Annotated in this window: 21 protein-coding genes and 1 tRNA gene; 11 read left to right on the forward strand and 11 right to left on the reverse strand. The window is 59.0% G+C overall.

What is annotated here, in order from left to right:
• Positions 1 to 107 precede the first annotated feature (107 nt).
• Together BLV09_RS20865 and BLV09_RS20870 are read left to right on the forward strand one after the other, a co-directional pair.
• The gene (locus tag BLV09_RS20865) at positions 108 to 1079 is read left to right on the forward strand and encodes a S1C family serine protease (RefSeq protein WP_100384253.1); all 972 of its coding nucleotides are present in this window, start codon (positions 108 to 110) and stop codon (positions 1077 to 1079) included.
• Between the two features lie 27 nt (positions 1080 to 1106).
• Complete coding sequence (locus BLV09_RS20870; RefSeq protein ID WP_146688707.1) at positions 1107 to 2174, forward strand: phospholipase; 1068 nt, start codon at positions 1107 to 1109, stop codon at positions 2172 to 2174.
• A gap of 25 nt (positions 2175 to 2199) precedes the next feature.
• Here BLV09_RS20870 and BLV09_RS20875 read toward each other — a convergent pair whose 3' ends face one another.
• Complete coding sequence (locus BLV09_RS20875; protein WP_146688708.1) at positions 2200 to 2940, reverse strand: SDR family oxidoreductase; 741 nt, start codon at positions 2938 to 2940, stop codon at positions 2200 to 2202.
• A 152-nt stretch (positions 2941 to 3092) separates the two neighbouring features.
• Between BLV09_RS20875 and BLV09_RS20880 the strand changes: the two genes are divergently transcribed.
• Complete coding sequence (locus tag BLV09_RS20880; RefSeq protein ID WP_100384256.1) at positions 3093 to 3299, forward strand: hypothetical protein; 207 nt, start codon at positions 3093 to 3095, stop codon at positions 3297 to 3299.
• A gap of 87 nt (positions 3300 to 3386) precedes the next feature.
• On the opposite strand, the gene BLV09_RS20885 is transcribed toward BLV09_RS20880, so the two are convergent.
• The 3 genes from BLV09_RS20885 to BLV09_RS20895 form a co-directional block, all read right to left on the reverse strand.
• Positions 3387 to 4073 carry a DsbA family protein gene (locus BLV09_RS20885; protein ID WP_146688709.1) on the reverse strand — a complete coding sequence of 229 codons (687 nt, stop codon included), beginning with the start codon at positions 4071 to 4073 and terminating at the stop codon, positions 3387 to 3389.
• Positions 4074 to 4119: 46 nt separating this feature from the next.
• Positions 4120 to 4899 carry a sulfite exporter TauE/SafE family protein gene (locus tag BLV09_RS20890; RefSeq protein WP_146691221.1) on the reverse strand — a complete coding sequence of 260 codons (780 nt, stop codon included), beginning with the start codon at positions 4897 to 4899 and terminating at the stop codon, positions 4120 to 4122.
• 165 nt (positions 4900 to 5064) lie between these two features.
• The gene (locus tag BLV09_RS20895) at positions 5065 to 5553 is read right to left on the reverse strand and encodes a hypothetical protein (protein WP_100384258.1); all 489 of its coding nucleotides are present in this window, start codon (positions 5551 to 5553) and stop codon (positions 5065 to 5067) included.
• A gap of 191 nt (positions 5554 to 5744) precedes the next feature.
• Between BLV09_RS20895 and BLV09_RS20900 the strand changes: the two genes are divergently transcribed.
• Entirely contained in the window at positions 5745 to 6002 is a 258-nt protein-coding gene (locus BLV09_RS20900) for a PsiF family protein (RefSeq protein ID WP_174556604.1), read from the forward strand.
• Between the two features lie 236 nt (positions 6003 to 6238).
• Positions 6239 to 7303 carry an AbrB family transcriptional regulator gene (locus BLV09_RS20905; protein WP_146691222.1) on the forward strand — a complete coding sequence of 355 codons (1065 nt, stop codon included), beginning with the start codon at positions 6239 to 6241 and terminating at the stop codon, positions 7301 to 7303.
• Positions 7304 to 7329: 26 nt separating this feature from the next.
• Here BLV09_RS20905 and BLV09_RS20910 read toward each other — a convergent pair whose 3' ends face one another.
• A complete protein-coding gene (locus tag BLV09_RS20910; protein WP_146688710.1) occupies positions 7330 to 7869 on the reverse strand; it encodes a disulfide bond formation protein B in 540 nt (179 codons plus the stop codon).
• Positions 7870 to 8151: 282 nt separating this feature from the next.
• On the opposite strand from BLV09_RS20910, the gene BLV09_RS20915 reads away from it, so the two are divergent.
• A tRNA-Leu gene (locus BLV09_RS20915) sits at positions 8152 to 8236 on the forward strand.
• A 178-nt stretch (positions 8237 to 8414) separates the two neighbouring features.
• Positions 8415 to 9632: a tyrosine-type recombinase/integrase gene (locus BLV09_RS20920; RefSeq protein WP_146688711.1), complete on the forward strand. Its 1218-nt coding sequence runs from the start codon at positions 8415 to 8417 to the stop codon at positions 9630 to 9632.
• Positions 9633 to 9680: 48 nt separating this feature from the next.
• Here the strand turns inward: BLV09_RS20920 and BLV09_RS38860 are convergent, their stop codons facing one another.
• On the reverse strand, positions 9681 to 9959 hold the full coding sequence (locus BLV09_RS38860; RefSeq protein ID WP_146688712.1) for a helix-turn-helix domain-containing protein: 279 nt from the start codon (positions 9957 to 9959) through the stop codon (positions 9681 to 9683).
• Between the two features lie 353 nt (positions 9960 to 10312).
• Here BLV09_RS38860 and BLV09_RS20930 point away from each other — a divergent pair, with 353 nt between their 5' ends.
• From BLV09_RS20930 to BLV09_RS20945, 4 genes are read left to right on the forward strand one after another with little or no spacing between them, the layout of a single operon-like run.
• Entirely contained in the window at positions 10313 to 11182 is an 870-nt protein-coding gene (locus tag BLV09_RS20930) for a hypothetical protein (protein WP_146688713.1), read from the forward strand.
• 3 nt (positions 11183 to 11185) lie between these two features.
• Positions 11186 to 11878 carry a hypothetical protein gene (locus BLV09_RS20935; RefSeq protein ID WP_167558824.1) on the forward strand — a complete coding sequence of 231 codons (693 nt, stop codon included), beginning with the start codon at positions 11186 to 11188 and terminating at the stop codon, positions 11876 to 11878.
• A 7-nt stretch (positions 11879 to 11885) separates the two neighbouring features.
• Entirely contained in the window at positions 11886 to 14402 is a 2517-nt protein-coding gene (locus BLV09_RS20940) for a VPA1262 family N-terminal domain-containing protein (protein ID WP_146688714.1), read from the forward strand.
• Positions 14399 to 15979 carry a hypothetical protein gene (locus BLV09_RS20945; protein ID WP_146688715.1) on the forward strand — a complete coding sequence of 527 codons (1581 nt, stop codon included), beginning with the start codon at positions 14399 to 14401 and terminating at the stop codon, positions 15977 to 15979. The genes BLV09_RS20940 and BLV09_RS20945 overlap by 4 nt, the downstream gene beginning before the upstream one ends.
• 478 nt (positions 15980 to 16457) lie before the next feature.
• On the opposite strand, the gene BLV09_RS20950 is transcribed toward BLV09_RS20945, so the two are convergent.
• The 5 genes from BLV09_RS20950 to BLV09_RS20970 form a co-directional block, all read right to left on the reverse strand.
• Positions 16458 to 17471: a hypothetical protein gene (locus BLV09_RS20950; protein WP_146688716.1), complete on the reverse strand. Its 1014-nt coding sequence runs from the start codon at positions 17469 to 17471 to the stop codon at positions 16458 to 16460.
• Positions 17461 to 18651 carry an NAD(P)/FAD-dependent oxidoreductase gene (locus BLV09_RS20955; RefSeq protein WP_146688717.1) on the reverse strand — a complete coding sequence of 397 codons (1191 nt, stop codon included), beginning with the start codon at positions 18649 to 18651 and terminating at the stop codon, positions 17461 to 17463. The genes BLV09_RS20950 and BLV09_RS20955 overlap by 11 nt, the downstream gene beginning before the upstream one ends.
• On the reverse strand, positions 18648 to 22433 hold the full coding sequence (locus BLV09_RS20960; protein ID WP_146688718.1) for a LodA/GoxA family CTQ-dependent oxidase: 3786 nt from the start codon (positions 22431 to 22433) through the stop codon (positions 18648 to 18650). Before BLV09_RS20960 ends, BLV09_RS20955 begins: the two co-directional genes overlap by 4 nt.
• A gap of 91 nt (positions 22434 to 22524) precedes the next feature.
• On the reverse strand, positions 22525 to 24123 hold the full coding sequence (locus BLV09_RS20965) for a S10 family peptidase (RefSeq protein ID WP_146688719.1): 1599 nt from the start codon (positions 24121 to 24123) through the stop codon (positions 22525 to 22527).
• 310 nt (positions 24124 to 24433) lie between these two features.
• Positions 24434 to 26167: an alpha-keto acid decarboxylase family protein gene (locus BLV09_RS20970; RefSeq protein ID WP_167558825.1), complete on the reverse strand. Its 1734-nt coding sequence runs from the start codon at positions 26165 to 26167 to the stop codon at positions 24434 to 24436.
• Between the last annotated feature and the right edge of the window lie 82 nt (positions 26168 to 26249).

Here is a 26249-nt window from a genome sequence, read left to right on the forward strand (position 1 = left end):
GCCGTTGAAATCTGGATTGCGAATGACAAAATAGGGGCTGCGGTAGGGGCGATCGAGAACGCCATTTGGCCGTTCCGATCTTGCGCCGATTGAACAGGAGAGCCTGCATGCCCTCTTTGACTGAATGGAAAGTGCCGCCGGCGAATCAGCCCCGCGCCAGCGACTACGACTTCGACCTCGATCGCGTGCTGTCCTCGGTCGTCGGCCTGCATTCCATCATCCCGCCCGATGCGTTTAGCGCGGACAATCTGGGCACGGAGCGTGCCGGCAATGGTGTCGTGATCGATGATGGCCTGGTGCTGACCATCGGCTATCTGATCACCGAGGCTGAAGCGGTCTGGTTGCATCTCGGCGACGGGCGCGTGATGCAAGGGCATGCGCTCGGCTTTGACTCAGAAACCGGCTTCGGCCTGGTGCAGGCGCTCGGCCGCCTCGATCTCGACCCGCTGCCGCTGGGCTCTTCGGCTGCCGCCGAAATCGGCGACCGCGTGGTGCTGGGCGGCGCCGGCGGACGTACCCGATCGGTCGCGAGCGAAATCGCCGCCAAGCAGGAGTTTGCTGGTTACTGGGAATATCTGCTGGAAGAGGCGCTCTTCACCTACCCCTCGCACCCCAATTGGGGCGGCGCTGGATTGATCTCGGATCGAGGCGAGTTGATCGGTATCGGCTCGCTCCAACTCGAGCGCGAGAGCAGTGGCAAAAACGAACATGTCAACATGGTCGTGCCGATCGATCTGCTCAAGCCGGTGCTTGGCGACCTGCGCAAATTCGGCCGCATCAATAAGCCGGCGCGGCCATGGCTCGGGATGTACTCGGCCGAGATCGAGAACAAGGTCGTGGTGGTCGGCATTTCCGCAAAGGGTCCCGCGGCGCGCGCCGAACTCAAGGCCGGCGACGTCATTCTGGCCGTGAAAGGCGAAAAGATATCGAGTCAAACAGAGTTTTATCGGAAACTCTGGTCGCTCGGACCCGCGGGCGTCGACGTGCCGCTCACCGTCTATCATGAAGGCGTCACCTTCGACGTGGTGCTGGCCTCAACCGATCGTGCCAAGCTGCTCAAGGCGCCGCGATTGCATTGAACCGAACGGGTTCTCAGGGAGCGCGCGATGAGCGAGGCCGTGGTGGACGACATCGTGGCCGTGGTACCGCCATTGCTGCAATCGCTCGAGACGCTGGCCTTTGTCGCGCGTTATCTGAACCCGCCGGATTTCGGCCGCGTCATGCAAGCTGCCGGCACGCCGGACCAGGCATTGCAGGCGGTTCGCCGGCGCCTGGTCGATTGGCCAGAAGAATTCGCCGACTTCCAAACCTCGCTTGAAGCGGCAAGCGATGCTGTACTTGCAGCGTTCGAGGGATTGCGCGCGGTCCAGAATGGCAATGGCGATCTGATGGCCGTATTTCGCGCACTGCGTTATGCCCCGCGCGCACAGGAGGCGCTGTATCCGCTTGCAGCCAAATTTCCGCCGGTGAGCCGTTTCTTCGTTGATCCCGCACTTCGTGATGACGCTGATCTGTCGGCTCTGCTCGCAGCGCCGGCGCAGCCGGACACCGGCATCGTCCACGACCATGACGAATCAGGCAGCCGCGGCGGTTTCTCGCTTTATGTGCCGGAATATTACACGCCCGACCGTGCCTGGCCGCTGGTAATGGCGCTGCATGGCGGCAGCGGCAATGGCCGCAACTTCCTGTGGAGCTGGCTGCGGGACGCCCGCAGCCTTGGCGCCATCCTGATCGCCCCGACGGCGACCGGCAGTACCTGGGCATTGATGGGTGAGGATACCGACACGCCCAACCTCGCCCGCATTCTCGATCAGGTGCGATCGCGCTGGAACGTCGACCCGGAACGGCTGCTGTTGACCGGCATGAGCGATGGCGGAACCTACTGCTACGTCACCGGGCTCGAAAGCGCTTCGCCCTTCACCCATCTTGCGCCCGTTGCCTCGACCTTTCACCCGCTGATGGCGGAAATGGCCGATGCGCAACGGCTGCGCGGCCTGCCGGTCTATCTCGTGCATGGCCGGCTCGACTGGATGTTTCCGGTTCAGGTGGCCCGGCAGACGCGAGAGGCGTTATCGGCGGCGGGCGCCGATGTCACCTACCGCGAGCTTGACGATCTCAGCCATAGCTATCCGCGCGAGATGAACCCGGCGATCCTGAATTGGCTGCGCGGCTAAAGCGTGATCAGAAGCCGAATGGTAATCACACCATGCCGCCATTGGCGCGCAGGACCTGACCGTTGATCCATCCACCATCGGGGCCGACCAGGAAAGCGACGGTTGAGGCGATATCCTCCGGTGTGCCGAGGCGCTCCATCGGATTCATCTTGGCCAGCCGATCGATCAGCTCCTGCGATTTGCCGCTAAGGAACAGGTCGGTTGCGACCGGGCCCGGCGCCACGGCGTTGACCGTAATATTGCGACCGCGCAATTCCTTGGACAGGATTGCAGTAAAGATTTCGACCGCCGCTTTGGTGGCGGCATAGATGCCATAGGTCTCGAGCTTGGTGCCGACGACACTGGTCGAGAAATTCACGATCCTGCCGCCGTCGCGCAAGCGTTTCGCCGCTTCACGCATCGCGTTGAAGCTGCCCTTGAGATTGACCGCGATCTGCTGGTCGAACAGCGCATCGTCGCTGTCGGCGATCTTGGCAAGCTTCATGATGCCGGCGTTGTTGATCAGCACGTCGACGCCACCGAATGTCGCCTCGGTCTTGTCGAACAGTTCATGCATGGCCTTGGGATCGCTGACGTCTGCCTTGACAGCCAGCGCCCGGCCGCCACTGCCTTCGATCTTCTTGACGACAACCTCGGCAGATTTGACGTCCCCGGAATAATTGATGACGACGGTAAAGCCGTCACTGGCGAGCCGCTCTGCCACCGCAGCACCAATGCCACGCGAAGCGCCGGTCACGATCGCGACCCTGCTGGTCTTGTCGGTCATGTTCTCTCCTTGGCGCCGTTGAAGCGCGCTCCTACATTGATGCACGACCCGCAGCTCTTTCAAGCCTCCGTGAGGCGTGAGAGGTGATGATTTAGTGGGCGGGAACCATCCTCCTCCAGCCGCGTTGTTGGCGGTCACTGGAGGGTTCGTCGATGCAGACTTTTATAGGAATGATTTTGGGTGCGCTGTTGCTGGTCGCCGGCGTCTACATCTACGATTCGATGTCGACCTCATCGGTCGCCAATGGTCAGGTCGCAGAGACCAATCGCACCATCGTCAACTGGGACGTCGCGTCCAACGACTGGAACGCGGTAAAGGTACGCGCCCATAACGATTGGGTCAGGCTATCGTCGAGATAATCGCTCGGATTTCGGTTAAGCGTCTGCGCTCTCGTCTTTGACGGGGGCGTTTTCTTGACGCTTGCGCTGATCTATTGACGCTTCAACCTATTTCTTGGTCGCCGCCGCTTTCGCTTTCCGCGCATCCGCAATGACCTGATCGAATTCCGCCATGGACAATATGCCGGGCACGCGGAATTTGCCGACGATAAAGGACGGCGTGCCCTTGAAGCCGAACGCGGTGGCCTGATCGTTGTTGCGCGCGACGATCGCGGCAATCGCCTTCTCGTTGGTGACGAGATCGCGATCCAAACGATCGAGATCGATACCCGCGCCCGCCAGCAATTCGCGAATCCGCGGCTCCGTCAGTTTCGAATTCACGCCCATCAATGCGTCATGCGCCTGAACGTATTTGTCCTGGTATTTGCTCGCCAGCGCCATCCGCGTTGCGACGACTGAAATCGGGCCAAGAATCGGCCAGTCCTTCCATACCAGGCGAACCTTGCCGTCATCCTGCACCACCTGCCGCAGTTCGGGTTCGAGCTTGCGGCAATACGGACACTGGTAGTCGAAATACTCGACGATCGTGACGTCGCCGTCGGCGTTTCCCGCCACCGGAATGTCGGGATCGCGCAGCACGAGGGCTTCCGTCAGCACGGTTTCCTCGCCCTCGGCCCGCGCCGTCCTGGGCGCAGTTCCGATGCCGAGTGCGACAGAGCCTCCACCCAGCAGGGCTAGGGCCTCGCGTCGGCTTCTTACCAGGTTTGGCCTGCCGGGATCGATCGATAGGGTCATGTCTGGCCTCCCGGCCGGCCTGAGGTGCGGTGCAATAAATATACGCTCAAAACAGCGATAAGTTACGCACCAGCATATAGATCGCCACGGCAACAATAACAGCGGCGAATACGATATTGAGCGCACCGCGCCGTTCCGCCAATAGCCGCGCCGAACGGGTGCCGATCAAGCCGCCGACGATCCCGCCCGCGATGAACAATCCGGCCAGCTCCCACGACACGAGGCCGGAATAGGCATAACTGGCCGCGGTCGTCAGGCCAAACGCCGTCACAGCGACCAGCGACGAACTGACCGCGTTCATGATCGACATGCCCGTCGCCAGCATCAGCGCCGGCACGATCAGGAATCCGCCGCCGATGCCGAAAAAGCCGGACAGCGTCCCCGTGGCGAGGCCAAGACCGACGACGGCGGGCATGTTGGCCCAGCTCATCCGCACGTCAGGCAGCCCGACCCGCGACCGTGCCTTCAGCATCAGCATGGCGATCACCAGCATCACCAGCGCAAACAGCGCCAGCAGTTTTTGGCCGTCGAGCATTTTGCCGAAGATCGATCCGACGAAGGCGCCGACGATTCCTGCCGCCGCGAACGTCAGCGCGCAGGACCATCGCACCGTGCCGCCGCGCGCGTGGTTGGACAAATTGAACGCGGCATTGGTGGCGACCGCAATCGCGCTGGTGCCGATCGCCAGATGGGCGTCGGGCACGCCGACCACATAGACCATCAGCGGCACCGCGAGGATCGATCCGCCGCCACCGACCAGGCCGAGCGAAAATCCGACCAGCGATCCCGATGCCAGTCCCAGTAAGCCTTGCATCGCAGAGATAATCACGCCAGGGCCTCGTTTGCGCCGGCGCGATGCCAGAGCATGATCCGGAAAAGGGGGTACCAATTTTCCGGAGGGATCATGCTCAAACTGTAGAGAACAGCGCGATCAGCAAAAATGGAAACGCGGGCATGACAAAGATGTGACGCCCGCGCTTGTCAAGGCCGATCAGGCCGCGCCCTTCAGCTTCTTGTTGCATTCGCTGTAATAGCCGCCGCCCTTCTGGATCCATTTCAGGCCGCCATTGCCATTGGTGGTCTTGTTGGCGTTGTACTGGTCAACACAGGTGTGCATGCGGCCCTTGCCGGCGGATTCCTTGGCGTATTTCGGATCCACGGCGGATGGAAACACCGCATTACCCATCGACATGGGTGCTGCGGGTGCCGCCGCCATGGGCTTCGGCGCGGGAGCCGGCTTGGCCTCCGCGGCCGGCGCAGCCGCAGGCGCTGCGGCGGGGGTCGCTGTCGCGTCCGCGCCGCATTCCGCTTTACGGAAATCGTTCCATTTCTGGCCATTGAGGGTACCGGCGGACTTGGCTTCTTTATATTTTGCACTGCATTCCTGCATGGTCAGCGCCTGGGCCGGCGATACGGCCGCGAACGCGGCAAGACCCGACATGGCAACTGCACACAATAAGAATTTTGCTTGAATGTTCATCCTTGGTCTCCTCGGGGCAAGACGATCTGAAGAACCCCATCCTAACGCAGCGATGGCGTGTGACAACGGAAGCGATCCATCTCCCCGCTAAAATATCGTGTCGCGAAACTGATCCCGGCCAGCTTCATTCATCCACGGTTCAGCATTGCGAGCCGACCTTGCGCGCCTCTTCAACCTGAGGTGCTTCCATGATGACCCTGTCCTCCCGTGCGGCTGCGACCGCTTTCGCATCCCTGTTTCTGTTGAGCTCTGCTGCGTTCGCGCAGACCCCCGCGCCGGCCGCCGCGCCTGCAGCATCAGCTCCGGCTGCAGCGACAGCCACGGCGAAGAAGCCGCGGTCCGCCGCCTCGCTCGAATGCTCCAAGGAAGCCGACGCCAAGGGGCTTCACGGCAAGGAGCGCAAGAAATTCCGCTCGGATTGCAAGAAGGAAGCTGCCGACAAGAAGTGATTCGCTTAGCCTTCGTTTTCCCTTCCCCGCAAGGGGAAGGGATCAGGGTTATTATTGCAGATCTGATTTGAACTCTGATTTCGAGCTGGCTTGCGCCGGCACATATTGCTCTGCCGGACGCTCCGGCCTGCCGTTTTCGGCGGAAGATAGGCCGCGCATTGCTGCAGTTGCACTGGCGCCATTGTCGCCCGCACCAGGATTTGACATAAAACGGCGTGAGCCAAAGTCCTGCATCGATGGCGTTAGCCATTTCCAACCGCACCAAGGCCCTCAACGCCCTCGAAACGCTGGTTCTCGGCGCCGCCGGCGGCGGGCTGTTTCTGTGGGCACAGCTCCCGGGCGGGTTGATTTCCGGCGCCATGATCGCCGTGGGTGTCGCCGCGATCGCGGGGCGGCCGCTTTGGGTGCCACCGCATCTGACCCAATCGATGCTGGTATTACTCGGGATTTCGCTGGGCTCGCTGGCGTCGCGGCAGCTCCTGCAGCATGTGAGCGCCTATCCACTGACGATCGCGCTGCTGGCGCTGGCGACGTTCTGCTCAACCTTCGGCAGCAGCATCTATCTGCAACGGATCCACGGCTGGGACCAAACCTCGGCGTTCCTGGCGGGAAGCCCCGGCGCGCTGTCGCAAATCACCATCCTCGCGGCCGAAAAAGGCGCTGATGTCGCCGCGATCGCCGTGGTGCAGACCATGCGGGTCATCATTCTCACCGCCGCGCTGCCCATGCTGCTGGCGCTGACCGGGCTAAACACGGGGTCTTCGCCAAACGCGGCGCTGGCAATTGCGTCTCCGATCGAACTGGCCGAGCTGATCGCGGCCGCGGTAGCGGTGGCGCTGCTGCTGCGGCTGATTAAATTTCCGGCGAGCTGGATGTTCGGCGCCATGATCGGGTCAAGCGTGCTGCACGGCACCGGGCTGGTCGAGGGCGGATTGCCGCCATGGGTGCGAGGGATCTCGCTGGTCGGCATCGGTGCCGTGATCGGGGCGCGGTTCGCGCGGATGAAGGTCAAGACCCTGCTCGGCCATGTCAATGCAGCGCTGGGATCGTTTGCCGTCGCGATCATCATTTCCGCGGTCTTTGTCACGGTGATCGCCTTCACCACCCATGTGAAGTTCTCCGACATTGTCGTTGCGTTTGCACCGGGGGCGATGGACGCCATGCTGGCGCTGGCGCTGACATTGCACATCGACCCGATCTTTGTCGGCGCCCATCATTTGGCGCGCTTCGTCTTCGTCACCATCACCATGCCCGGCATCGTCCATCTGTTTGGACGTCCGCAGGAGGACGTGGACGATTAAGCGAAACGGCCCCCGATTGTTGAGGCTTACGTGCGGGCCGTCCTGACAAAGCCCCACGCCGCGATCGCGGCCATCAACAGCGAGATCAGCACGTTATAGCCGGCGAGCGACAGGCCGAGAAAGCGCCACTGCACCTCGTCGCAGCGGATCACCTTCACAGTGTCGAGGCGCTCCAGAAGGTTGCCGGCGCTGCCGAGATTTCCGACCGGCCCGGTGCAATCGGTCGGCCCCTGGAAGAAATGCCATTCGACGCCGGCATGATAGGTGCCAAGCACCGCATTGCCGAGGGCGGCAAGTGCGAGGATCGCAAGCCCCGCCAGCAGCACCGGACGCGGGGCGTGTTTTGCCGCAGCGATCGCTACCAATGCGCCGAGCGGGACCGCCAGGTAATAGGCGTAGCGCTGCTCCAGGCAGAGCGGACAGGGAAGGATTTCGAGCACGAGCTGGAAGAACCACGCCCCCGCCAGCGTGGCCGCCGCGATGACGGTGACAGCGAGCGCCGCTGTCAGCGCGGGGTTGGCCGTGGCCTGCGTGTGAGACGGGTTCGCGGTGGCTTGAAACGTCACGTTGATCTCCTCTGTGCAAGCGTCCTATCCCGGCAGGCCCGGCGCTGTCGAGGCAACCGCGATCACACTGGAGTGTTTTGGCGTCCCGGTGACGGAATGGCCACGGTCGGGCCAACGGCCCCCACCGCATCAGGCTGCAATCTTACACGCCGCCGGGCCAAAAGCGCTCAGACAATCAACGTCTTTGCCCGGGCCAAACGCCCATGCCCGGGTTGACCCGCAGGGCGCGCCCGCTATATTCCGCCGGCTTCGTGACGCCGGCCTTCGGGCCGCTGTCCGGACGCCCCTGTGGCGGAATTGGTAGACGCGCTCGACTCAAAATCGAGTTCCGCAAGGAGTGCTGGTTCGATTCCGGCCAGGGGCACCATCCTACCGTCCGCCCTAACCCGCTAACGTTCACTTTCCTCAATAATGAAAGGCACAAGTCGCACTTTAGACTTCGCGGCCGTTCGCCCATTTTTGCTGGTATCCGACCATTTTGTTGGTATCCTCGTTGGTAGTTCATAGGGCTGTTGGTATCGCGATTTTTGCGGGGAATCGAACCCATGCCGACCAAGAACGACACCTATTTTCGGCACCTGAAATCCGGCGAAAAAAACTACAAGCAGTCTGACAGTGGCGGACTTTTCATGCTCGTCACGACGACAGGATCGAAGCTCTGGCGCCTTACCTATCGCTTCGATGGCAAGCAGAAGCTACTCGCCCTTGGTCAATATCCGGTGACATCCCTCGCGGACGCGCGCATCAAACGCGACGATGCAAAAAAATTGCTTGCGGAAGGAATTGATCCGTCCGTCAACCGCAAGGAGGAGCGCCGCAATGCACGAATGGCGCGGGCCAACACCTTTGAAGCCGTGGCCAAAGAACTCATGGACAAATTCAAGGCGGAGGGTGATGCGCCGAAAACCCTGAAGAAGAAGCAGTGGCTGCTCGATTTCGCCAACAAGGCGTTCGGCAAGCGACCAATCGCGGAAATCAAAGCGCCTGAAATCCTCGACGCTTTGCGGAAGATTGAGAAGCGTGGGCGGCACGAGACTGCGACCCGAGCTCGCAGTACCGTTGGTGCAGTCTTCCGTTTCGCCATCGCAACGGGACGTGCGGAACGGGATCCAACTGCGGACCTCCGCGGCGCGCTGATCACACCAACCGTTACACACCGGGCGACAATCGTCGAACCCAAAGCTGTCGGCGCGCTGCTGCGGGCAATTGATGGTTTTGAGGGCCACGCCGTCACGAGGCACGCCCTGAGGCTGGCGCCGCTCGTCTTCGTGCGACCTGGTGAGCTTCGGCACGCTGAATGGGCCGAGTTCGACTTGGCTGACGCCGAATGGCGCATACCCGCAAAAAAGATGAAGATGAGACGACCACACCGGGTGCCGTTGGCAGCTCAAGCGCTTGCGATTCTTCGCGAGCTTAAGGAGATTTCCGGCGGGTCAAGATATCTGTTCCCTTCGGTGCGGTCGTGGTATCGGCCGATCAGCGATAACACTCTGAACGCGGCACTGCGTCGCCTCGGATACGACCAGACGGAGTTAACCATCCACGGCCTTAGATCGACGGCGTCGACGCTCCTGAACGAGAGTGGGAAATGGCATGCGGATGCGATCGAACGCCAATTGGCGCATCAGGAGGCGAATGAAATCCGTGGCGCCTACACGCATGCCGCAGAATTTTGGCAGGAGCGTGTGCGGATGATGCGGTGGTGGGCGGACGAGCTCGACCGGCTAAGGCAGCACGGTCGTGTCATCAAAATGAGTGCCTAAAGAAAAACCGCGGCTGAAATAGGGCTGCTCGCTTAGGCCGCACGTAGATTAGCTGGATATATTGGCGTCAAGGAGCGCCAGAAGTGAGCGCACAACTACTAGTCGCCGACGTCCGATCGTTGTAGTGACGATCCGTTTAGCTCCTATCAACTCATAAAGCTTCGTGCGTCCCAAACCGGTCACCTCGCATGCTTCGTCAATTGTGCAGGTGAGCCGCTGAGCGAATGGGATCGTGCTCAGTTCTTCGGCTTGCGGCGCGGATAGACTAACTTGTAACTGTTGTCCGCCGTTTTTCTCTCGTCGACTATATCTCACATGACCCTCCATCTTCGCACAATGCTCGACAGGACGAGAATTTGCTGTGCGACCAGCAACGTCAATGCGAACATCCGAAGGCCCCCGCGTACGATAGCGTACGCCAACGCCGGTTCGAGTATTTCCGGACACTAAAGGCGAGGAGGGATTTTTTCGCAGCGACGAAGGCAGCGGCGAACCGTCAATGGGAATTGGCTCGCACAAACCTCGACAATCCGAGACCGCAGATGAGTCCCCGGTGGCGCGCCACCCAGAACAAACCCGCCAACTCCTATCGCCCCCTCGATAGCTCAACCGGAAGCTGTTACATTCCGGCCGCTGGATGTATTGACGCAAGCATTCAAGAGACCTCTTGCGGAGCACGGATGTCGACGGTCAATCGGGAAGTCACGATCAAGATCGACGACTCATTCACTGGTCCGGTTTGCGATTACAGCGTTGGCTTTCTGAAGTTCAGGCAGCAAGGAAAGATCGAGGTCGCCGATCCGATGGGTAGCGGGACCTTCGTCAAGCTCGGCAAACTCTATGGCATCCTGACCGCTGCACACGTACTGCGAGAGTTCGGGCTAGAGGAAACAGTCGGCCTGGTTCGCTTTCCGAGCATTCGGCCGGCCCTTCAGAACCGGCGGTTGAACCTCGGCCACACCAAGCGCGTGTTAGACTGGAACGGGAAGGATTGCGACGCACCTGATATAGCGTTCGTTTCCATTCCGGAAGTTGACGGCCGCGAACTGGAAGCGAAGGGAGCCATCTTCTACAACCTTGGGCTCCCGCGCGACTTCAAGATCGGAACCGCGGGAAATCGCATGAGCACATGCTATGCGCTCGTCGGCGTCGTCGGCGAATGGACTGAGGACGGCGTGGTCGCCTTCATCAAAGGAAGGAAGATCGACATAGGCGGGCTTTTTGGTGCTGCCAAGACCGTGCGGCCTTTCCAGGAAGACGGAAACGATCTCGTCGAGATTGAAGTCAGTTTTGAGACCGGCCCGCGCGTTCCAAGGAGCTACGGCGGAGTCAGCGGCGGGGCACTTTGGGAACTGCACGTGGAGTTGGATAAGGATCTGGTGGTGGTCAAGGTCAACAAGAAGCTTCACGGCGTCGCCTTTCGTCAGTCCGGCGACCGAAAGCGTGTAACGGCCAATGCCGCTTCAGTGGTCGAAGCTTTTGTTAAAGACAAAGTTGTCGCGGCTTGGCCGGAGGCTGACACTGGCCAATCCGAAACAGAAGCAGGTTGAGAGATGGATATTGCCGCCGCAGCCGAGGCTTTGCAGAAGTTCAGCGGCACAAACCTGACGGATGCTCTATCCCGAATTGAGGGGAGCTTAAGGGGAGCAACGAGGACGGGATCCCTCGCCGCACTGTCGGCTTCGGGCGATGAAAAACAGGCCCTCGCCGCCGCCGCGTCCCTCAAGCGGGTAGCTGCCCAAGTGAATACCGCGATTCACGCGCTCGGCATTCTTCTCTGTCTTCCGCATATTCTGGAGGACGGTGAAACCGTCGAATATGTCTCGCTCGGCGCCGGCAACACAGGGAGGCTCTTCGACCTTGAAACTAATCAGCGCATCGCCGAATTCAAGTTCATTCACTGGCAGGGAAGCGCCGAGACTATCCGGCAGAACTCGATCTTTAAGGACTTCTTCCTGCTCGCCGATTACCCCACGAACAAACGCAAGTACCTCTACGTGCTCGGCACCGAGTACCCGCTTAAGTTTTTCCAGGCAAGGCGGGCGATTGCTAGTGTGCTCAGCAAAAATGAAGCTGTTCGCAACCAGTTTCGTTCCCGCTTCGGCGATCGATACACTAGAGTGCATGAATATTTTTCCGAGCACTGTCACGCAGTCGCGATCGAAGATGTTTCAAGATGGCTGCCAGAATTGATTGATGATGAACTGACTGGCAGCGGCCTGCCGGGCATCTCCGAGCTAGGATAACAATCCGATGGCGCTTGCAGTCACGATCTTCGGCTTAGCGGAGCGAGCGTCGCCAGGGATTCTAGTCTACGCTTACCTCCGCACTATTCGTGGCTCGGGCGATTACCCGCCGCCGATCCCTTCGCGCGACCAGTTTGATCCCGTGATCCGCAGGGCAATCGACGGCACGGAGCTTGAGGTCGTCATCTGGGATAAGACATTCACCGATGCCGAGAGTGAGACGGTACTGTCGGATCTCCGGGCAGGCCGCTTTGCCGTTCCAGCGGAAAGCCCCATCGAGCCGAAGGTCCTGATCGAAGGGCAGCCTTTCGGACCGATCGTCATCGTTGAACACTCAGGCCGGGTTCGGTCTTGCGGCACGGGACTTCTGCGCGCAAGCGGTGTTGCGATGAAGGACGGGGTCGCGCGGATCCACCGCTACCTTCAGAGCTTCATAGAAGTTGGAGAGATTGCCGCCTGCCTGCCCACCATTTTCAGGATCATCGCGGAAGAATCCGGTCTGGATCGGATTTATTCGAAGCGGCGTCGGCTGAGCTGCGTTGAGCTGTTTCTGCGGGACGACAGCCGGCTTTCGGCAAACGGCCCCTTGTTCAATGCGCGGATCGAGAAGCCGAACTTTCGGAGCAAAGCACCGACGCGACGGGTCCTCATCCGGCGCGATGAAGCGCTGGCCGGACAGCCCTACCGTTTTCATGTAGCTTTGAACAACTATGACGAACTGATCGAAGAGCGTCTATTCGAGATCGCCGGCGACATTGACGAGGTCGTGATCGAGGCCGCCAATCACGTCACCGACGTCGAGTTATCGGTATTTCATCCGAACGGACAGCTGGCTGACCGGATTAGTGGAGCATTTGTTCAGAGCTACGAATTTGGCCTGACTGCCGCGGGACGCCAGGACTTCTTGCCCCAGGTCTTCGAAGGGGCGCCGGACGCTGTGGATTTGAGCAATCGGCCTCGGGTTGCCACCGTGGCGTTTTCCAACCCTGCGCCTGGGGACCGGTCGGGCGGACTGGACACCCTTCGCCACAACGTTACCGACGCTGCGATGCTGACCGGTGCTGAGAACTGGAAGCCCGAGAACAAGTGGCTCCGGTCAAGCGGTGAAGACCAGGTTGAGGTCATTCGATGGATGAAGGCAAAGCTAGAGCAGCCCGGCGTCGTTAGGGCATTTCTCGTAGATCCTTACCTCGGCAGCGACGCCTTTCGCCGCATTATCATCCGCCATGGGAATGAAACGATCTCGCTGGTCGTGCTGGTATCGCCGGGCGGCGCCGATCCGGACGCAGACACAGTCGACACGCCGGCTGCAGCCAGCCACCTCGACAAGCTGGTCGTGACCGCGAAGGAGTTTTCCGAGCAGCTATGCGGCCGGATTTCGGTCTACCACGTCAAGCGCGGGGACGGCGCGAAACAGGCCTTCCATGACCGCTATCTCTGCACTTTGAACCAGAAGGGCACGCCCACTGTCTACCTGCTGTCCAACAGCCTGAGCAAGGCCGCAGGCGATTGGCCGTTTGCGATCAGCGAACTAGACCGCGTCTCTTCATGGCGCGTGCATTCCTACATACGAGCACTTCTGGACGGCAAAGACCGCGACCGTGCAATCTCGACGTCGTTGATCTGGCAGACCCCGGAACCCGGCACACCAGCACTTGAAAAGGCGAGGCTCACAGAAAGCGCGTCGCCACCTCCAGCCGAGACATGGAAACTCGCGGCAAATCTCTTCCTTGAGGAATTAAAGCAGGTCGTCTTCAACGGCTCTACCGATGAGATCCGCGGTGCTGGGCCCGTCAACCGATTGCTCGCCTCATGGGATTCCCAAACGGATGCGCTCGCACTTGCCGACAAGGTTTTTGAGATCGTCGTGCATCGGCAGAATGTTGCCGTACACATTTCGTCGATGTTTGCAGCGGGTACAGCGGATCAGGCACGCGTGAGCCAGCGTCTGGATGAACTTCTTCTCAATGCCTTTATCACCGCGCTTCCGCCCGGGGGCGGTGCACAACCAGGTCACCTCCCGTTCGACAACCGGCATGCGTACCTTGAACACATCGCACGGACGATCGCCCTGGCGCCCTCACCTACCGATTTTGTTCGGAGCCGGCTGAACCCGATCGTTGCCTTTATCGTCGGCCGGCTTGAAGCGCAGCGTTCGGATCAGACGTCGTGCTTTGAACAGCTGGAGGCTGCAACATGTGTGGTAGCTGTCGTGCTAGACGTCGCCATTCGTGCGGAAACGTCAAAACGGGCCTATCGGATAGGAATGGCGACGGATTATATCTATTGGATGGGGCGGCTGGCTCGAAGTGAAACCGCCGCGACACGTCTTACGATCGATGAGGACATGAGGGACGTTTGGCGCTCGGATTTCCTCTTGGCGGCAAGCAAGGCGGCGGCCGCTCGACGCGCGCTCGGCGATGAACTCGCAGGACCAGTTCAACGCATCCTGGACGATCCCCTTGTCATCCCTGCTTTCAAGGTCGCGCTGAGCGATGACGGCAGCCAGCCGGCAGGCCCATGACCGGCCCCTCTCCTGAAGCCCTCGCCCGCCTGCAGTTGGAAGCCGCGCGGCAAGAGGCGCGTGAGCACCAGCGTCGGCTAATGCAGGGGCTGGGCAACCCTATCATTTCGTTCGAAAACCACGGCTATCGCGTGGTGTGCGTCGGCAAGGAGGTGCGCTGGTCAAAGGCATGGCGCACATTTCCCGATTTTCTCTTCGACTACATAAAGGTGAAGTTCACCCCGGAATGGGGCAATGCCGAGCTAGCCAAGCCGGAAGCCGAGCGGCACCCACTTCTGAAGTGGTATTATAAGGTGTGTATGTTGCAGCAGACACTGCCGAAGGGGCCGGACGGCATCCATTCCGCCGAAATGACCGGAGCCGTGCGGGCTTATCTCGGTCTTGCCTATGATTTGTATTTGAGCGCGCACAACGCCGAACTGCCTAAGCTGCTGCTCAAGCGATTGCGCAACCCGCAGACCTTCGAGGGAGCGATTTACGAAGCTCGGGTCATTGGCAGCCTGGCGCGGGCGGGCTTCCATATTGAGCTGGAAGACGAGACGGATTCCGATCGCTCGCATTGCGAATTGACGGCTACGCACAAGGACACGGGCAGGAAGTTCTCGGTGGAAGCCAAGGCGGTTACGTCCGTCAGCAGCCGGTCGGGAGCCAGTGCCGAGCCTCCCCGCATTCGCAATCAACTCTACAAGGCATTATGCAAGCAGGCGGATCATGAGCGCATGATCTTCATCGAGTTGAACCGTGCAGCGAGCGGCGCCGCCGGCGAAGTCCCGGACTGGATGCAGCACATCGACGCGGAGCTCGAACAGGCCGAGAAAGAACTTACTATCGACGGTCAACCTGCACCACCCGCCTACGTGATGGTGACGAACCTTGGCGCAGTACATGCACTCGACAGTACCGTGTTCACGGACATCGGGCTGGCCTGCGGTTTCAAGATTCCAGACTTTGCCTCGCGGACATCTGCCCGATCCATATTGGAGCTCGTCGATGCGCGGGAGAAGCATCTGGAACTGCACTGGCTGCGCAAGGCGCTCCACCGGCAGCAAACGGTGCCAAGCACGTTTGACGATCGGCTTTCCGAAGAATCACGAAATAAGGCCCTGCCGCGCCTCCTGATCGGATCGACATACCTGATCCCTCTCGCCGACGGCCGGGATGCGCCTGCCGTGCTTACCGATGCGGTGGTCCTTGAACCGGAGCAGAGCGCCTACGGGACCTATCGATGTGCGGACGGAACACACGTCATTTGCAAGACCCCCCTCAGCGATGCCGAAATGGCCGCCTACAAGGGCTCTCCGCAAACTTTTTTCGGCATCATTAAGGATGTGTCGCGCGAGATAAAGGAGCCGCTGGATGCCTTCGATTTCTTCTGGGAAAGCCATTCGGACACGCCCAAGGAAAAACTGATCGAGTTCACCTCCAATTGGCCGGACGCGGCCGCGCTGCACCAACTCGATCAACACCGACTCGCCCAAGTCTATTGTGCGCGTTATGCGGAAAATCTCTGGGCGGCTCGCGTTCGGGACAAGAACGCTTCCGGCGGGCGATCAACGCCTCCTTCGCCCCAATGCTAGCAAAGTCTCGAATGTATTCCGCCTCGTGACCGATTGGTGCGAGAGCGTGAAAAATCTTAGAAACGGCTAGATTCGACGCATGGCGCACCACTTAAAGCAAAACCGTCATTGCGAGCGCTTTTGGGCGCGGGCGGCGCCGACATCTCCCCAACACGCAAGCGTGCTGAAAGGCCAAGCAAGAACAAACCTGAGATTAGCGGCGTTTTGGATCAGAGCAGGCCCTGGAGTCGAAGGTGAAGTTCCCGCTGTCTGTTGCTGGATTGATTGCCATTACGATACTGGCCGCAAGCAAATGACGGCGACCCGCCGTCCTCCGAGCCTCGGGAGTCCATCGCTTCCATAAAGTTCCTTCGTGAGGTTGCGAGCCTCTCAGTATCGGCTGGGATCTGCTTCCGGCAGACGTGCCGTCGCCGCTGATCATTTTCCCCAGGCGTAGCATTTTCTGGTTCGATCAGCTTAGCGCCGTCTAGAGGTACTACTAGGCGATAGCGCTAACGAAATACGGGATCACGTGCTTTAGTGCTACACCAGCGTTGTGAGATGAGGCAAACTCCTGCGCATAGATTCCAGAAGCTTCGTCCGGAAAGTGGCACACTCGATTCGGTATGGCAGTAACAAAGACGAATGGCGCGTCGGGCCATTTGGAGCGAATGACCCCGTGTGTCGTTTCAACAGAGGCTATATTTTTGGCGCCATGGGACAGCGCTTGCCCGATCGAGTTGGTATCGACATCGCAGTACTGAGCGCCGGCTGGGATATTGACTGAGCTGATCCCAACCGCGTCAGCTGCGATGATAAGCTGAAGCACGCTCGCAGGATGGTTTTGCGGCGAGATCATTTCGAGATTGATAGCAACGAGGGCCTCTTGATCAGCGGCCACGCTCGAGAAAAACGAAGCTGGTATTTTGCTCGGTATCAGCATGTCCATGTTGCCGGGCCAGGACCAGCCGCCGGCGGCCCCATTCGAAGCATCATGAATAAAGATCGTGCCGCCAATCGTAGCGCATCCATTGTTGGAGGGAAGACCCGGATATCCGGCGGTGCCAAATGCAATGACTCCATCAGGCGTGCTCGGCGGCTTGGTGAAATTCGTGATCTGGTCCATAGCGCTGATCTTGGCGCTACTAACTCCATTCGTGTTGGCAAGATCGTCGATGCACCAAATCTCCATTGTTGCTGTTGGGGTCTTGTCCGATGGCGACCTGAAAACGTCGATTAGGCAGCGCGGCATTCCGCTATCCTTGGGCGGGGCGGGTGGATTGGATAGAACCCGCGGCCAACGCGGCCAATCAACATTATATGGAGCGCTGAGATTGGGACTATGCGCCATCTGGTTGCAAATGGCTGCCATAAGACCATCCGCCTCGTGATATCGATTAGCGATGACCACAACTCGGAGCGCTTTGCTGGGAGTCGTTTGAGCCAATGATGACTTGGTATCGGTGATCAGTATCGCGCCGGCAGTCGCCAAAAACGCTCTTCTATCGAGCATAACTCGATCCCTCCAAAAACTCGACAAGCGGAATAGCCGCCGAAATGGTCCGCTCGGCGGAAAACGGTGCCTTTTCGTTGCGGGAAAGTCGCCGCGTCCAGAATGACGATTCTGACCAACGTCGCTCCAAACCATAGAAGTAGTTTCGGTTCGCCAAGTAATCTGTGTATCGGACATCAAGATACTTGGCGTAATGCTCCTTGCTGTCGGGATGTCCGTTGAGGGCATCGAGGATGGCGGCGGCGGCGCGAATCCCGTCCTCCAGCGCGTTCATGATCCCCTGCGAACAAATCGGATCGCATGCGGCGGCTGCATCTCCCACGGCCAGCCAATTGGCCCCGGCAACGCGGTCCAACCGAAAGGTTGGCGCGACGCGCACGACAATATCCTTTAGCCGGTATCCTTCGATCATTTGCGCGAGATGTCTCGTCTTGCTGAGGAGGGCGAGCCATTCTCTCTCACGCGCCAGGCTATGATCACGGACAATCGACGCGTCCGAGGCAAATGCGACCGCGAGCTTGGTGCCTGGTAGCCGCGCGCTGTACCACCAGCCAAGTTCCTGGGCTTCGAGCAGGGTGAGTTGCGAGGTGATGGCGGCCTTGGGCTCGTCGAAGATTCCGTAGACGAAGCTCAATCGATCCAGAACGACTTGACGCGCGCCCATCTGACGCGCAACGACAGAGCGGGATCCCGAGGCATCGACGACGTACCGCGCCGTCAAGCGTCGCTCGGCCCCGTCCTGGGCGACCGTTTTAAGGACAGTACTTCCATCCGAGGCACTCTCAAGCAACGCAAATCTGGATATCGGAAAAAGAGCGACACCGCAGCTGTTTGCTTGATCGAGCAACAGGGCGTCGAGCCGCGTCCTATCCAGGTGCCAACCGCAACCATGCGGATTCAATACAAAATCATTATAGCCAAGGTCCGTGCCGCCCCATGCCGAACAACTTCCGAGGCTTGGCTCGTGCCGTTGTTCGAGAAATTTCTCCCACAGTCCCAGTTCTCGAAGAACTTTCCTTACGTCGGGCGGGACACTCTCGCCGACCGCCAGCTGCGGCCTCGCGGGCATCAAATGCAACAGGCAAACGCTGACGTTTCTCCGCGCGAGCGAAATAGCGGTGGCGCAACCAGCAAGACCGCCGCCGACCACTACAACATTCCACGCGGCTGCTTCTGTCAATGGACACTACCCATTCCATAGAGGCGTCCAGTCCTGTGCCGCGCGCGTTTTGTCGAAGGCGTTGTCAGCCGGAGCATTCGGATCACCTCGTCGGTCAGCGGGCAACCTTTCGTAATCCACCGCTCGACGACGGCGCGGCACGTCATGCCGGGAGAAGCTACAGCCGCCGCATCAAATACATTGCCCATCGGCCCTCCGGGAGCGATCCAATGTGTAAAGAAGGCGCTCGCGGCGGGGTTTCCCGGCGATATAAAATTGTTAAGCGGCAAGGCAAGCGCTTTCATAAATGTGCGGGGCGATTGGTCGAACCACCAAGAAACCGTGTGGTCGATTCCTGAATCGTCTTTGAGCGAATGCGCGGTGTGTCCTGCGGTGCCGACCTGTTGCGGTTTCAGCTGGTTGATCACTGCCTCCATAGCGGCCGCAGCAGGCAGTCCTTTAGGTGGCGTTGGCTTTGGAGGGCTGGATAGTGACAGCGTATAGTCGCTCAGCAGAGCGATCTCATCATCAGTAAAGACCCTGAACATCGGTCCGGTCTGAAACTGTATTAGCTGGTTCAGCCTGCTGTTCTCCCAGTCACCAGGCGTCAGTAGCCCGGACGTTACCATGATGTTCAAAAACTGTTCCGGCACAGCGAATAACTCGTTGATCGGCATCCCGCCCAAAGTGTGAGTCTGATGGTTTCGACTCCCGAAATCGGCCTTGCTCTTGATCATCTCAATCATTCTCTGCTTCAGGCTCGATGGGTTCTTTATGAGATTGTACAGGTCCGAACCGAAGCTTCCGATCTGCCCGAACGCCACGTAACCATTCCAAATGCGCCGCCAAGCACCCGCTACCCCGTTACTGCCTCCAGCCTCCTGTATTGACTGAAGGTAGAGAAGAACTGCATCGAGAGCACGACGACCATGTCCGTTTACGGCGTTGTCGATTCCGATATGCATAACGTAGAAATGTGGGTTTAGCCCAAAGTTCACCAGCAGGTCGCGTGTTGGCTTAAGACCAAGCACCTCCCACTCCAGTTGCAACGTCATACCGAGAATTTCCGGATAATAATCTTCGGTGAACTGAGAAATCGCGAGTTCGAAGGTTGGTACTGTGAATGCGCTGTCCAGAAAATCGGTATCAAAAGCGAATTCACGGCTGCTCAGTGATGGTGGGTAAAATCCGACGCTATGACAGAGGTCGAGATAGATGTTGCAGTGGTTTTTCGACACTTCCCCGTCGCCGAACTCGTCCATCCAGATGGAAAACAGGAGTGCACGAACTTCGTCAGTCGGGCCAGTCCTCGCGATGTTGCGCAACCAGGCGCCGTCGAGCAAATTCAGAGGCGTGAACTGCTTGATGCGCGTGACCATATCAGCCGGCGTCTTGAACAGCGGATCGGCGTCCGGAGCATCGGCGTCATCAGACAATTCCTGGTAGATAAGCTGCATCCTAGCTTCAAGCGCAGGCGCAGAGAATGGAAAGAACATACGATCGTAGGAGGCCTTCGCAGGATTGAGTGAGAACGCTTCGGCCCATTTCAGCCAGAACTCCACATAACGTCGAGCATTGCGTAATGCTCCGGGGTACTCGTCGACGTTTAGGAGTTGGTAGAAGAGCTCGCGGACGGCGTTGGGATTTAAGCTATCGGGAGTTGCACCTAACTGGGCCGTATCCGGAAGTGTGATTTCCGTCGCGTAATTTGGGAAAGGAGTAACAGGAGTTCGGCCCGTGTCGCGCAATTGGCTCTCGACCTCGAGGTACCAATCTTCAGGAGCGTTCGTGATGTCTTGCTGGTCGCCTTCGATATGCTGGATCGGTGGTTCAATCGCCGGGGATTGCAGCACCGTCCCGATCCGATGCCAGTTGTACAGCATATCCTTTCGTTCTTGGTATCGCCCCCAGTTCTCCGCATCGGCGGCGTCAGTGCCCCAGCCCCGCACCGACCACAACTGTGGGCCGAGTTGGAATACATTGGTCGAATCATCAAGACTGTGGGGACCCCAACCCAGTTGCGACGCGTCGTATACCGCAACGGGCCGCTGCGCTGGCCACGACCAGAACACGGTCCGATTTCCTGGCACCGCAGGATCGGGTGGATGGGTCGCGCATGAATTGTAGTCGGTGTGCCACGGCAGCGCCATGAATTTGGAAAGGTCGCCAGGCTCCAGTCCGAGCTGATCGTCGTGGCGAGGGACGTATCCGACGCTAAGGAATGCCTTGTCGCCAACAAGATTGGCGTCATAGGCAAGCGCCCTAGCACGAATTCGGAACGGCCCTCCTCCCGACGTCTTCCAAGGTAATTCGTAGAGCGCTGGCTCTCGCATTACAAATGTCAGATCGATACCGGGGCTCAACCTGCCGCCTATGCAATTGACGAGCGAGGCCTTGTCCAAGAACTCTCCCGGTCCGAGTTTGGAGCCAGCGCCCGCCAGAAAATGACCAATCCCTTTGTTCCATTGACTTAGAAAGAAGTGTTGAGTTTTCCGCAAGGAGAGCATTGCCTCGCCCGCATCGCCGAGATGTAGAGGCATCAAAGTCGTATTACTCGTTTGATTCTGAGATGGATCCCTGAACACTGCCGAGAGGCCGGCCAACGAAGTCCCCGTTGGATCGGTAGTCGCGGTGATTTTTGCCAGAGCGGCGTGCGCGGAGATACCAGTTTGACCGAGGTTCGCGATCCAGTGCTGTTGGCTCGCGCTCCTGAGGATCGGCGCAATCTGGTCGTCAAAGGTGGGCTTGTAGGTTTCCCTATAGACCTCACTTGATCCATCAAAGATTTCGGGAGCGAGTTCGAGCTGCCGTACCCAAACGTCATAAACATCGTCCCACATAGATACGACGTTGAGGATCTGCGGCGCAAAAGAGGGATCGGTTGTCGTCACCCACGCGCCGTGAGCGCTCTCACGGGTACCATCGTCGAAAACAATCGTCGCACTGACCGGCCCGTCCGATGTGTCATCAAACCACTGATCGTTGTTGACGTCGTCGTCGAGAGGCGATTTTCCTGCAATTTTCCACGCGACTGCACGCCCACGACCACCTAGAACCAGCAACCGGCCAAACGAATCTGTTCGCAGCTCGCCAAGACTGTCGATCAGACCTGACGGACTCTCGATTTGTCCAAGCTCATCGCATGGAAATGATTTAGGGTAATGAGGTATTTCGACAGTCGCTCCACGGGCTATATCGAAGTACTTGGCGGATGTCTGAGCGTCAAATCGAACCGGATCCGCGGACTTACCAGATATCACCCGCGGACCTGGATCAATCACGAGCTTGCGCAAGCGATCTGGCAAAGCTAGCACCGCGAGCTTGTCAACGGGTTGTGGAGCGCCAGTCTGCGTCAACGACGGGTTTCGGATGTCCGGGAGGTTCCCATCGGCGTAGCTTGCGATCCCCTGCGGTTTGTCATCTTCCTCGGCAAGCACGAACCAGTTAGTCTTCTTGTTTGCGACGTGCACCGTCCAGATGATATCAGCGATCTTGCGTCCGTCGACCGTGTCACCAATTCGAACTTCATCGCCATCGCCACGGGGCCAAGTCTCGGAAGTGCTGTCTTTGTAGGAGAAAAGGCGAAACCGCGCAGCATGGCGCTTCAAAGCGCCGGACGCATCACGAAGATCACTGCTGCGAATTGATTCAGATGCAGTTCCAGGTCGGATAGGCAATCCACCCGTCAGCTTGCTCCCGTCGGCGGGTGGGCTCCCTGCCATGGTCTCCGGCGCAATCACGTAGCCATCGGAGTTGCCAACGCGCGCGATGCCGATGGCGGGGTGAATTCTGAACGTGGTCATGACGCCGGGACCCACACGGTGCTCGGGGCCGTCATCTTGCTCGCGATGATCAGCCCCGATGAGGAAAGATGTCCGAGGTATTGCGAATTGACTAATACGGAGTCCGGCTCATGCGCCTACGAACGCGCGTGCCATGAATTTTTGCGGCCTGCTGGTCTGACAACGCGGCCGCAGCCAGCGGTCGCGGCTTATAGAAATTGGCCAAGTCAGCCTTCATCGCCTTCCGTGAATCGTTGTCGAGATAGACCATGTGACCCGAGGGATAATTTCGAATCTCTATCCTGTCTGCCGTATCTGGGCCCTTGAGCGGCATGCCCTGGAAATTCAGGATCGTCTGAAAGAACGGCGTCACAGCATCGTAGTAACCGTTGGCCGAAAAGACTTTCAGATTGGGGTTAAGCGACATGGCCGCAGCGAGGTCGCCGGCGGTGTAGAGAGAATCCGGCCCGCCCTTGTGCGCGCCCGTTGGGTCGATGTGCCGGAAATCCCAGTTGGCGAACGCCTGGTCGTTCGAATCCAGGAATGGAGACACCGACGTATATTTCAGCTCTTCATTAAGATAGACGTTCCACATGGTGGTATAGACGCCGCCAACCGCCGTGATCGTCGGGTCGTTGTTGCCGGAATCCGGATTAATTGACCCTGCAATCCCTTGTTCGTCCGCAAAGGTGCGCCCGTCATAGGACCCGATCGCATATCCTTCGTCCCGGCGCAGACTCGTCAGAAAAGGCGTTGAATCGTCGGAGGCAGGATTCAGTTTCCAATGGCGCAGCATGGCAGCCGAGATCCCAAGGATTTCGCTGAGGGTTTCAAGGAGCTTCGGATCAACCTTTGGATAATCGGATAGCGCTTTCGTGTAGGGGCCACGAGCGAATGCCTCGACTGTCTCCATGAAGGAAGGAAGATCTTTGGGGGGAGGCTTGATCGTGACCTTATTCCAATAGTGCGCGTCAGCCGCCAGCGTCGGCAGCGCCCCGATCGGATTGCTCGTCTTGGAATAGTCGAGGACGGAGGATTGCAAGACAACGCCGTTCAAGTCCACGCCATCCTCATGCAGCATCCATGTGAGGACGCATGTTCTGGGCGTGCCGTATGACTCACCGAAAAGAAATTTTGGCGAATTCCAGCGCTGAAAGACGGTCAGATAACGTTTGATGAACTGCTTGATGCATCCGGCGTCCTGATCGACTCCCCAGAAATCCTTATTCTTGTTCGGCGCTATGGCTGCCGAGTACCCGGTGCCGACGGGATTGATGAAAACCAAGTCCGAACGGTCGAGGAGACTGTCCGGATTATCTTCCAAGGCGTAGGGCGCAGGCGGCGTAAAATACGGCATGCTTGTCCTTATGCGCCGCGGGCCGAACGAACCGAGCAGGAGGTAGACGGACGACGAGCCCGGCCCTCCGTTGTAGAAGAACGTGACAGGACGCTCTTTCTGATTTGGCACATTCGCCGTGAATGCCACGTAGAATATCTTCGCAGCCGGCAGCCCGCTGTACAGGTCGACCGTAACCAAATGGCCGGCCCTGGCGGTGTACTTGAGCTCCACCCCACCGATGCTGAGCTCGTGTTGAGTAGTGACCGACGCCTCGCTGAGGTCCGTTATCGAGTCATCCTTGCGCGCGCCATAGATGACCGTGTCTAGAAGCGGTTGATCCGATGGCGGTTCTTCAGAAGGCATCAGGCTCATGAATGACCTCTTTGAAATCGGATGCTGGATTGTTGGTCCTGCCGAAATGTGATCTAGCTTCGCAATATTCTGCTTTTCGTAATACTTGAGGGTGCTTAGCCCCGAGGTCCCCACGAGCCCCGTTCTCAATCTTAGCGGGAGGTTATTCTGCGAAAGGCTGGACGGGAACTCGCAATATTTTCTCAATGAATGATAAGAATCGCACAGGTGAGCCAGAGTAAAAGGGAATACCGTATTTGGTGACGCTGGCACGCCACCGGCCGCTTTCCGCAGCCCACGGGTGCCCTACGCGTCAGCCACGCGATGCCGCCTAAGGTACAATGCGTCGCAGCAGCGGCGCCTCGAAATTCGCCTGAACCACCTCGGGAGCCGTGCGTCCAATCGTGTGACGGATCACGCTCGGGATATCCTTTTCATTGAGCATGACGTCGATCAGGATCGGAGAGTCGGTGAGCTCAGCCGCTTGTCGTAGTGCTTCGTCGAATTCGACCAACGTTTTGGCTTGTGCATGCCGTGCGCCGAACGCCCGCGCCAAGGCGCCGTAGTCCCAGCGACTGAGCAAATTGTAATAATCCGGCTGAACTTGCGGGCTGTCATAGTACTGGGGATGGCCCATGAACTGCTGGATCCCCATGATCCCATTGTTCATCACGCAGATCACGGCGGGCAGCTTGTACTGAACCAGTGTGGAGAGCGCCTGTGGCCCCTCCCGGAAGGCGGCGTCTCCCACGAACACGACCGGCCGCTTGGTGCCGGCGCAGGCTGCACCGACCGATGCTCCAACGCTGTATCCAATCGACATCCAGATAGATTGCGACACATATCCCTGCCGATCAGAAATCGGCAATCCAGCCGAGGCAAAGAGTGACAGGCCCGTGTCCGCGATCACGAGCTTGTCCCGCACGAAATCTGACATTCGTGCGAACAGAAGATCGAAAGTAATGGGTGAATCGCCAGAAGCGAGGCCGGAGCCCGGGTGCTGCACTGCAGCTTTATCCCATGGGAGTGGAGCGGGGGCATGACTTGCCAGCCGCTGGGTCATTCCAACCACGAACTCCCTGAGGCCGACATCGGGGTAGATGTGGTGTCCGATGCGTATTCCACCTTGCGACGCGAGTATCATGCTGCCGTAGTCTTTCGCGACTATGTCTCCGACGAAATCCGTGATCGTCGTGCCCAGTGCAATGATAAGATCGGCCCTCTCAACGAACTCCTGAAGATCGGGCGTCGCGAAACGTCCATCATAGACGCCGAGGAAGCCCCTTGTCGTTTCGGCCAGCACCGATTTTCCAGCCAGTGTCGTGACGTAAGGGACCCCACTCGCGCGCAGCAGCTCGGCAAACTCGTCATGCAATTGCCAGCGGTCGAGCTCTTCACCGGCCCACAATACAGGGCGTTGTGCGCTGGCAAGCCGCGCCATGGCATCGTCTAGGCATTCCGCCAACGAGTCCGCATTGACGGGCGCTAACGCGGCGCCGAGCTTTCCCACTGGCAACGGGCAAGGTTGTCCCCACAAGTCTTGGCTGATTTCGATATAGACCGGGCGTCGATGTGTCATGCAGGCGATCAGAACCTCATCGATCTTGTCTGGCGCTTCCTCCGCCCGCTCGATCACAGCCGTTGCCGTCGTCACCTGCGAATAAATCGCCAAGTCCGTCTTGAGCCGGCCGGTCGAGTGTAGGAACATGATGCCGTAATCGACTTCGAGATCGAGCTGCTTTGTGGAGGGACCTCCGTTGATTACGATGACCGGACAGCGTTCGACGAAAGCCCCGATGACACCGTTGAGAGCACTCAAGGCACCCACGCCATAGGTCCCGCACATCGCGCCATAACCTCTAATACGAGCATAAGCGTCGGCTGCATACGCGGCCTCCATCTCATACGTCGTAAAGACGGCCTTCAGCCGCGAGTTCTTGGCGATCTCCGCAAGCAATCCACTACAATAGCTACCTGACACGTTGAACAGATGTTCGATGCCGAGCTCCTCCAACCGGGCAACCAGATAGGATGCCACGGTGCCGTTCTGGGGCTTTTCAAGCATGGCCATTAACCTCCAGTGCCGGCTCGGCGTCCTGCCTTGCTTGAATATGCGGCCGAAGTTGCGTGACGGACCGGCCGTCGGA

Origin of the sequence: Bradyrhizobium canariense, assembly GCF_900105125.1 — a bacterium.
Lineage (GTDB): Bacteria > Pseudomonadota > Alphaproteobacteria > Rhizobiales > Xanthobacteraceae > Bradyrhizobium > Bradyrhizobium canariense_A.

Bases quoted from the DNA above. Each gene is read 5' to 3' on its own strand.
- BLV09_RS20865 (WP_100384253.1), top strand. From the start codon at position 108: ATGCCCTCTTTGACTGAATGGAAAGTGCCGCCGGCGAATCAGCCCCGC.
- BLV09_RS20870 (WP_146688707.1), top strand. From the start codon at position 1,107: ATGAGCGAGGCCGTGGTGGACGACATCGTGGCCGTGGTACCGCCATTG.
- BLV09_RS20875 (WP_146688708.1), bottom strand. From the start codon at position 2,940: ATGACCGACAAGACCAGCAGGGTCGCGATCGTGACCGGCGCTTCGCGT.
- BLV09_RS20880 (WP_100384256.1), top strand. From the start codon at position 3,093: ATGCAGACTTTTATAGGAATGATTTTGGGTGCGCTGTTGCTGGTCGCC.
- BLV09_RS20885 (WP_146688709.1), bottom strand. From the start codon at position 4,073: ATGACCCTATCGATCGATCCCGGCAGGCCAAACCTGGTAAGAAGCCGA.
- BLV09_RS20895 (WP_100384258.1), bottom strand. From the start codon at position 5,553: ATGAACATTCAAGCAAAATTCTTATTGTGTGCAGTTGCCATGTCGGGT.
- BLV09_RS20900 (WP_174556604.1), top strand. From the start codon at position 5,745: ATGACCCTGTCCTCCCGTGCGGCTGCGACCGCTTTCGCATCCCTGTTT.
- BLV09_RS20905 (WP_146691222.1), top strand. From the start codon at position 6,239: ATGGCGTTAGCCATTTCCAACCGCACCAAGGCCCTCAACGCCCTCGAA.
- BLV09_RS20920 (WP_146688711.1), top strand. From the start codon at position 8,415: ATGCCGACCAAGAACGACACCTATTTTCGGCACCTGAAATCCGGCGAA.
- BLV09_RS38860 (WP_146688712.1), bottom strand. From the start codon at position 9,959: ATGGAGGGTCATGTGAGATATAGTCGACGAGAGAAAAACGGCGGACAA.
- BLV09_RS20930 (WP_146688713.1), top strand. From the start codon at position 10,313: ATGTCGACGGTCAATCGGGAAGTCACGATCAAGATCGACGACTCATTC.
- BLV09_RS20935 (WP_167558824.1), top strand. From the start codon at position 11,186: ATGGATATTGCCGCCGCAGCCGAGGCTTTGCAGAAGTTCAGCGGCACA.
- BLV09_RS20940 (WP_146688714.1), top strand. From the start codon at position 11,886: ATGGCGCTTGCAGTCACGATCTTCGGCTTAGCGGAGCGAGCGTCGCCA.
- BLV09_RS20945 (WP_146688715.1), top strand. From the start codon at position 14,399: ATGACCGGCCCCTCTCCTGAAGCCCTCGCCCGCCTGCAGTTGGAAGCC.
- BLV09_RS20950 (WP_146688716.1), bottom strand. From the start codon at position 17,471: ATGCTCGATAGAAGAGCGTTTTTGGCGACTGCCGGCGCGATACTGATC.
- BLV09_RS20960 (WP_146688718.1), bottom strand. From the start codon at position 22,433: ATGACCACGTTCAGAATTCACCCCGCCATCGGCATCGCGCGCGTTGGC.
- BLV09_RS20965 (WP_146688719.1), bottom strand. From the start codon at position 24,123: ATGAGCCTGATGCCTTCTGAAGAACCGCCATCGGATCAACCGCTTCTA.
- BLV09_RS20970 (WP_167558825.1), bottom strand. From the start codon at position 26,167: ATGCTTGAAAAGCCCCAGAACGGCACCGTGGCATCCTATCTGGTTGCC.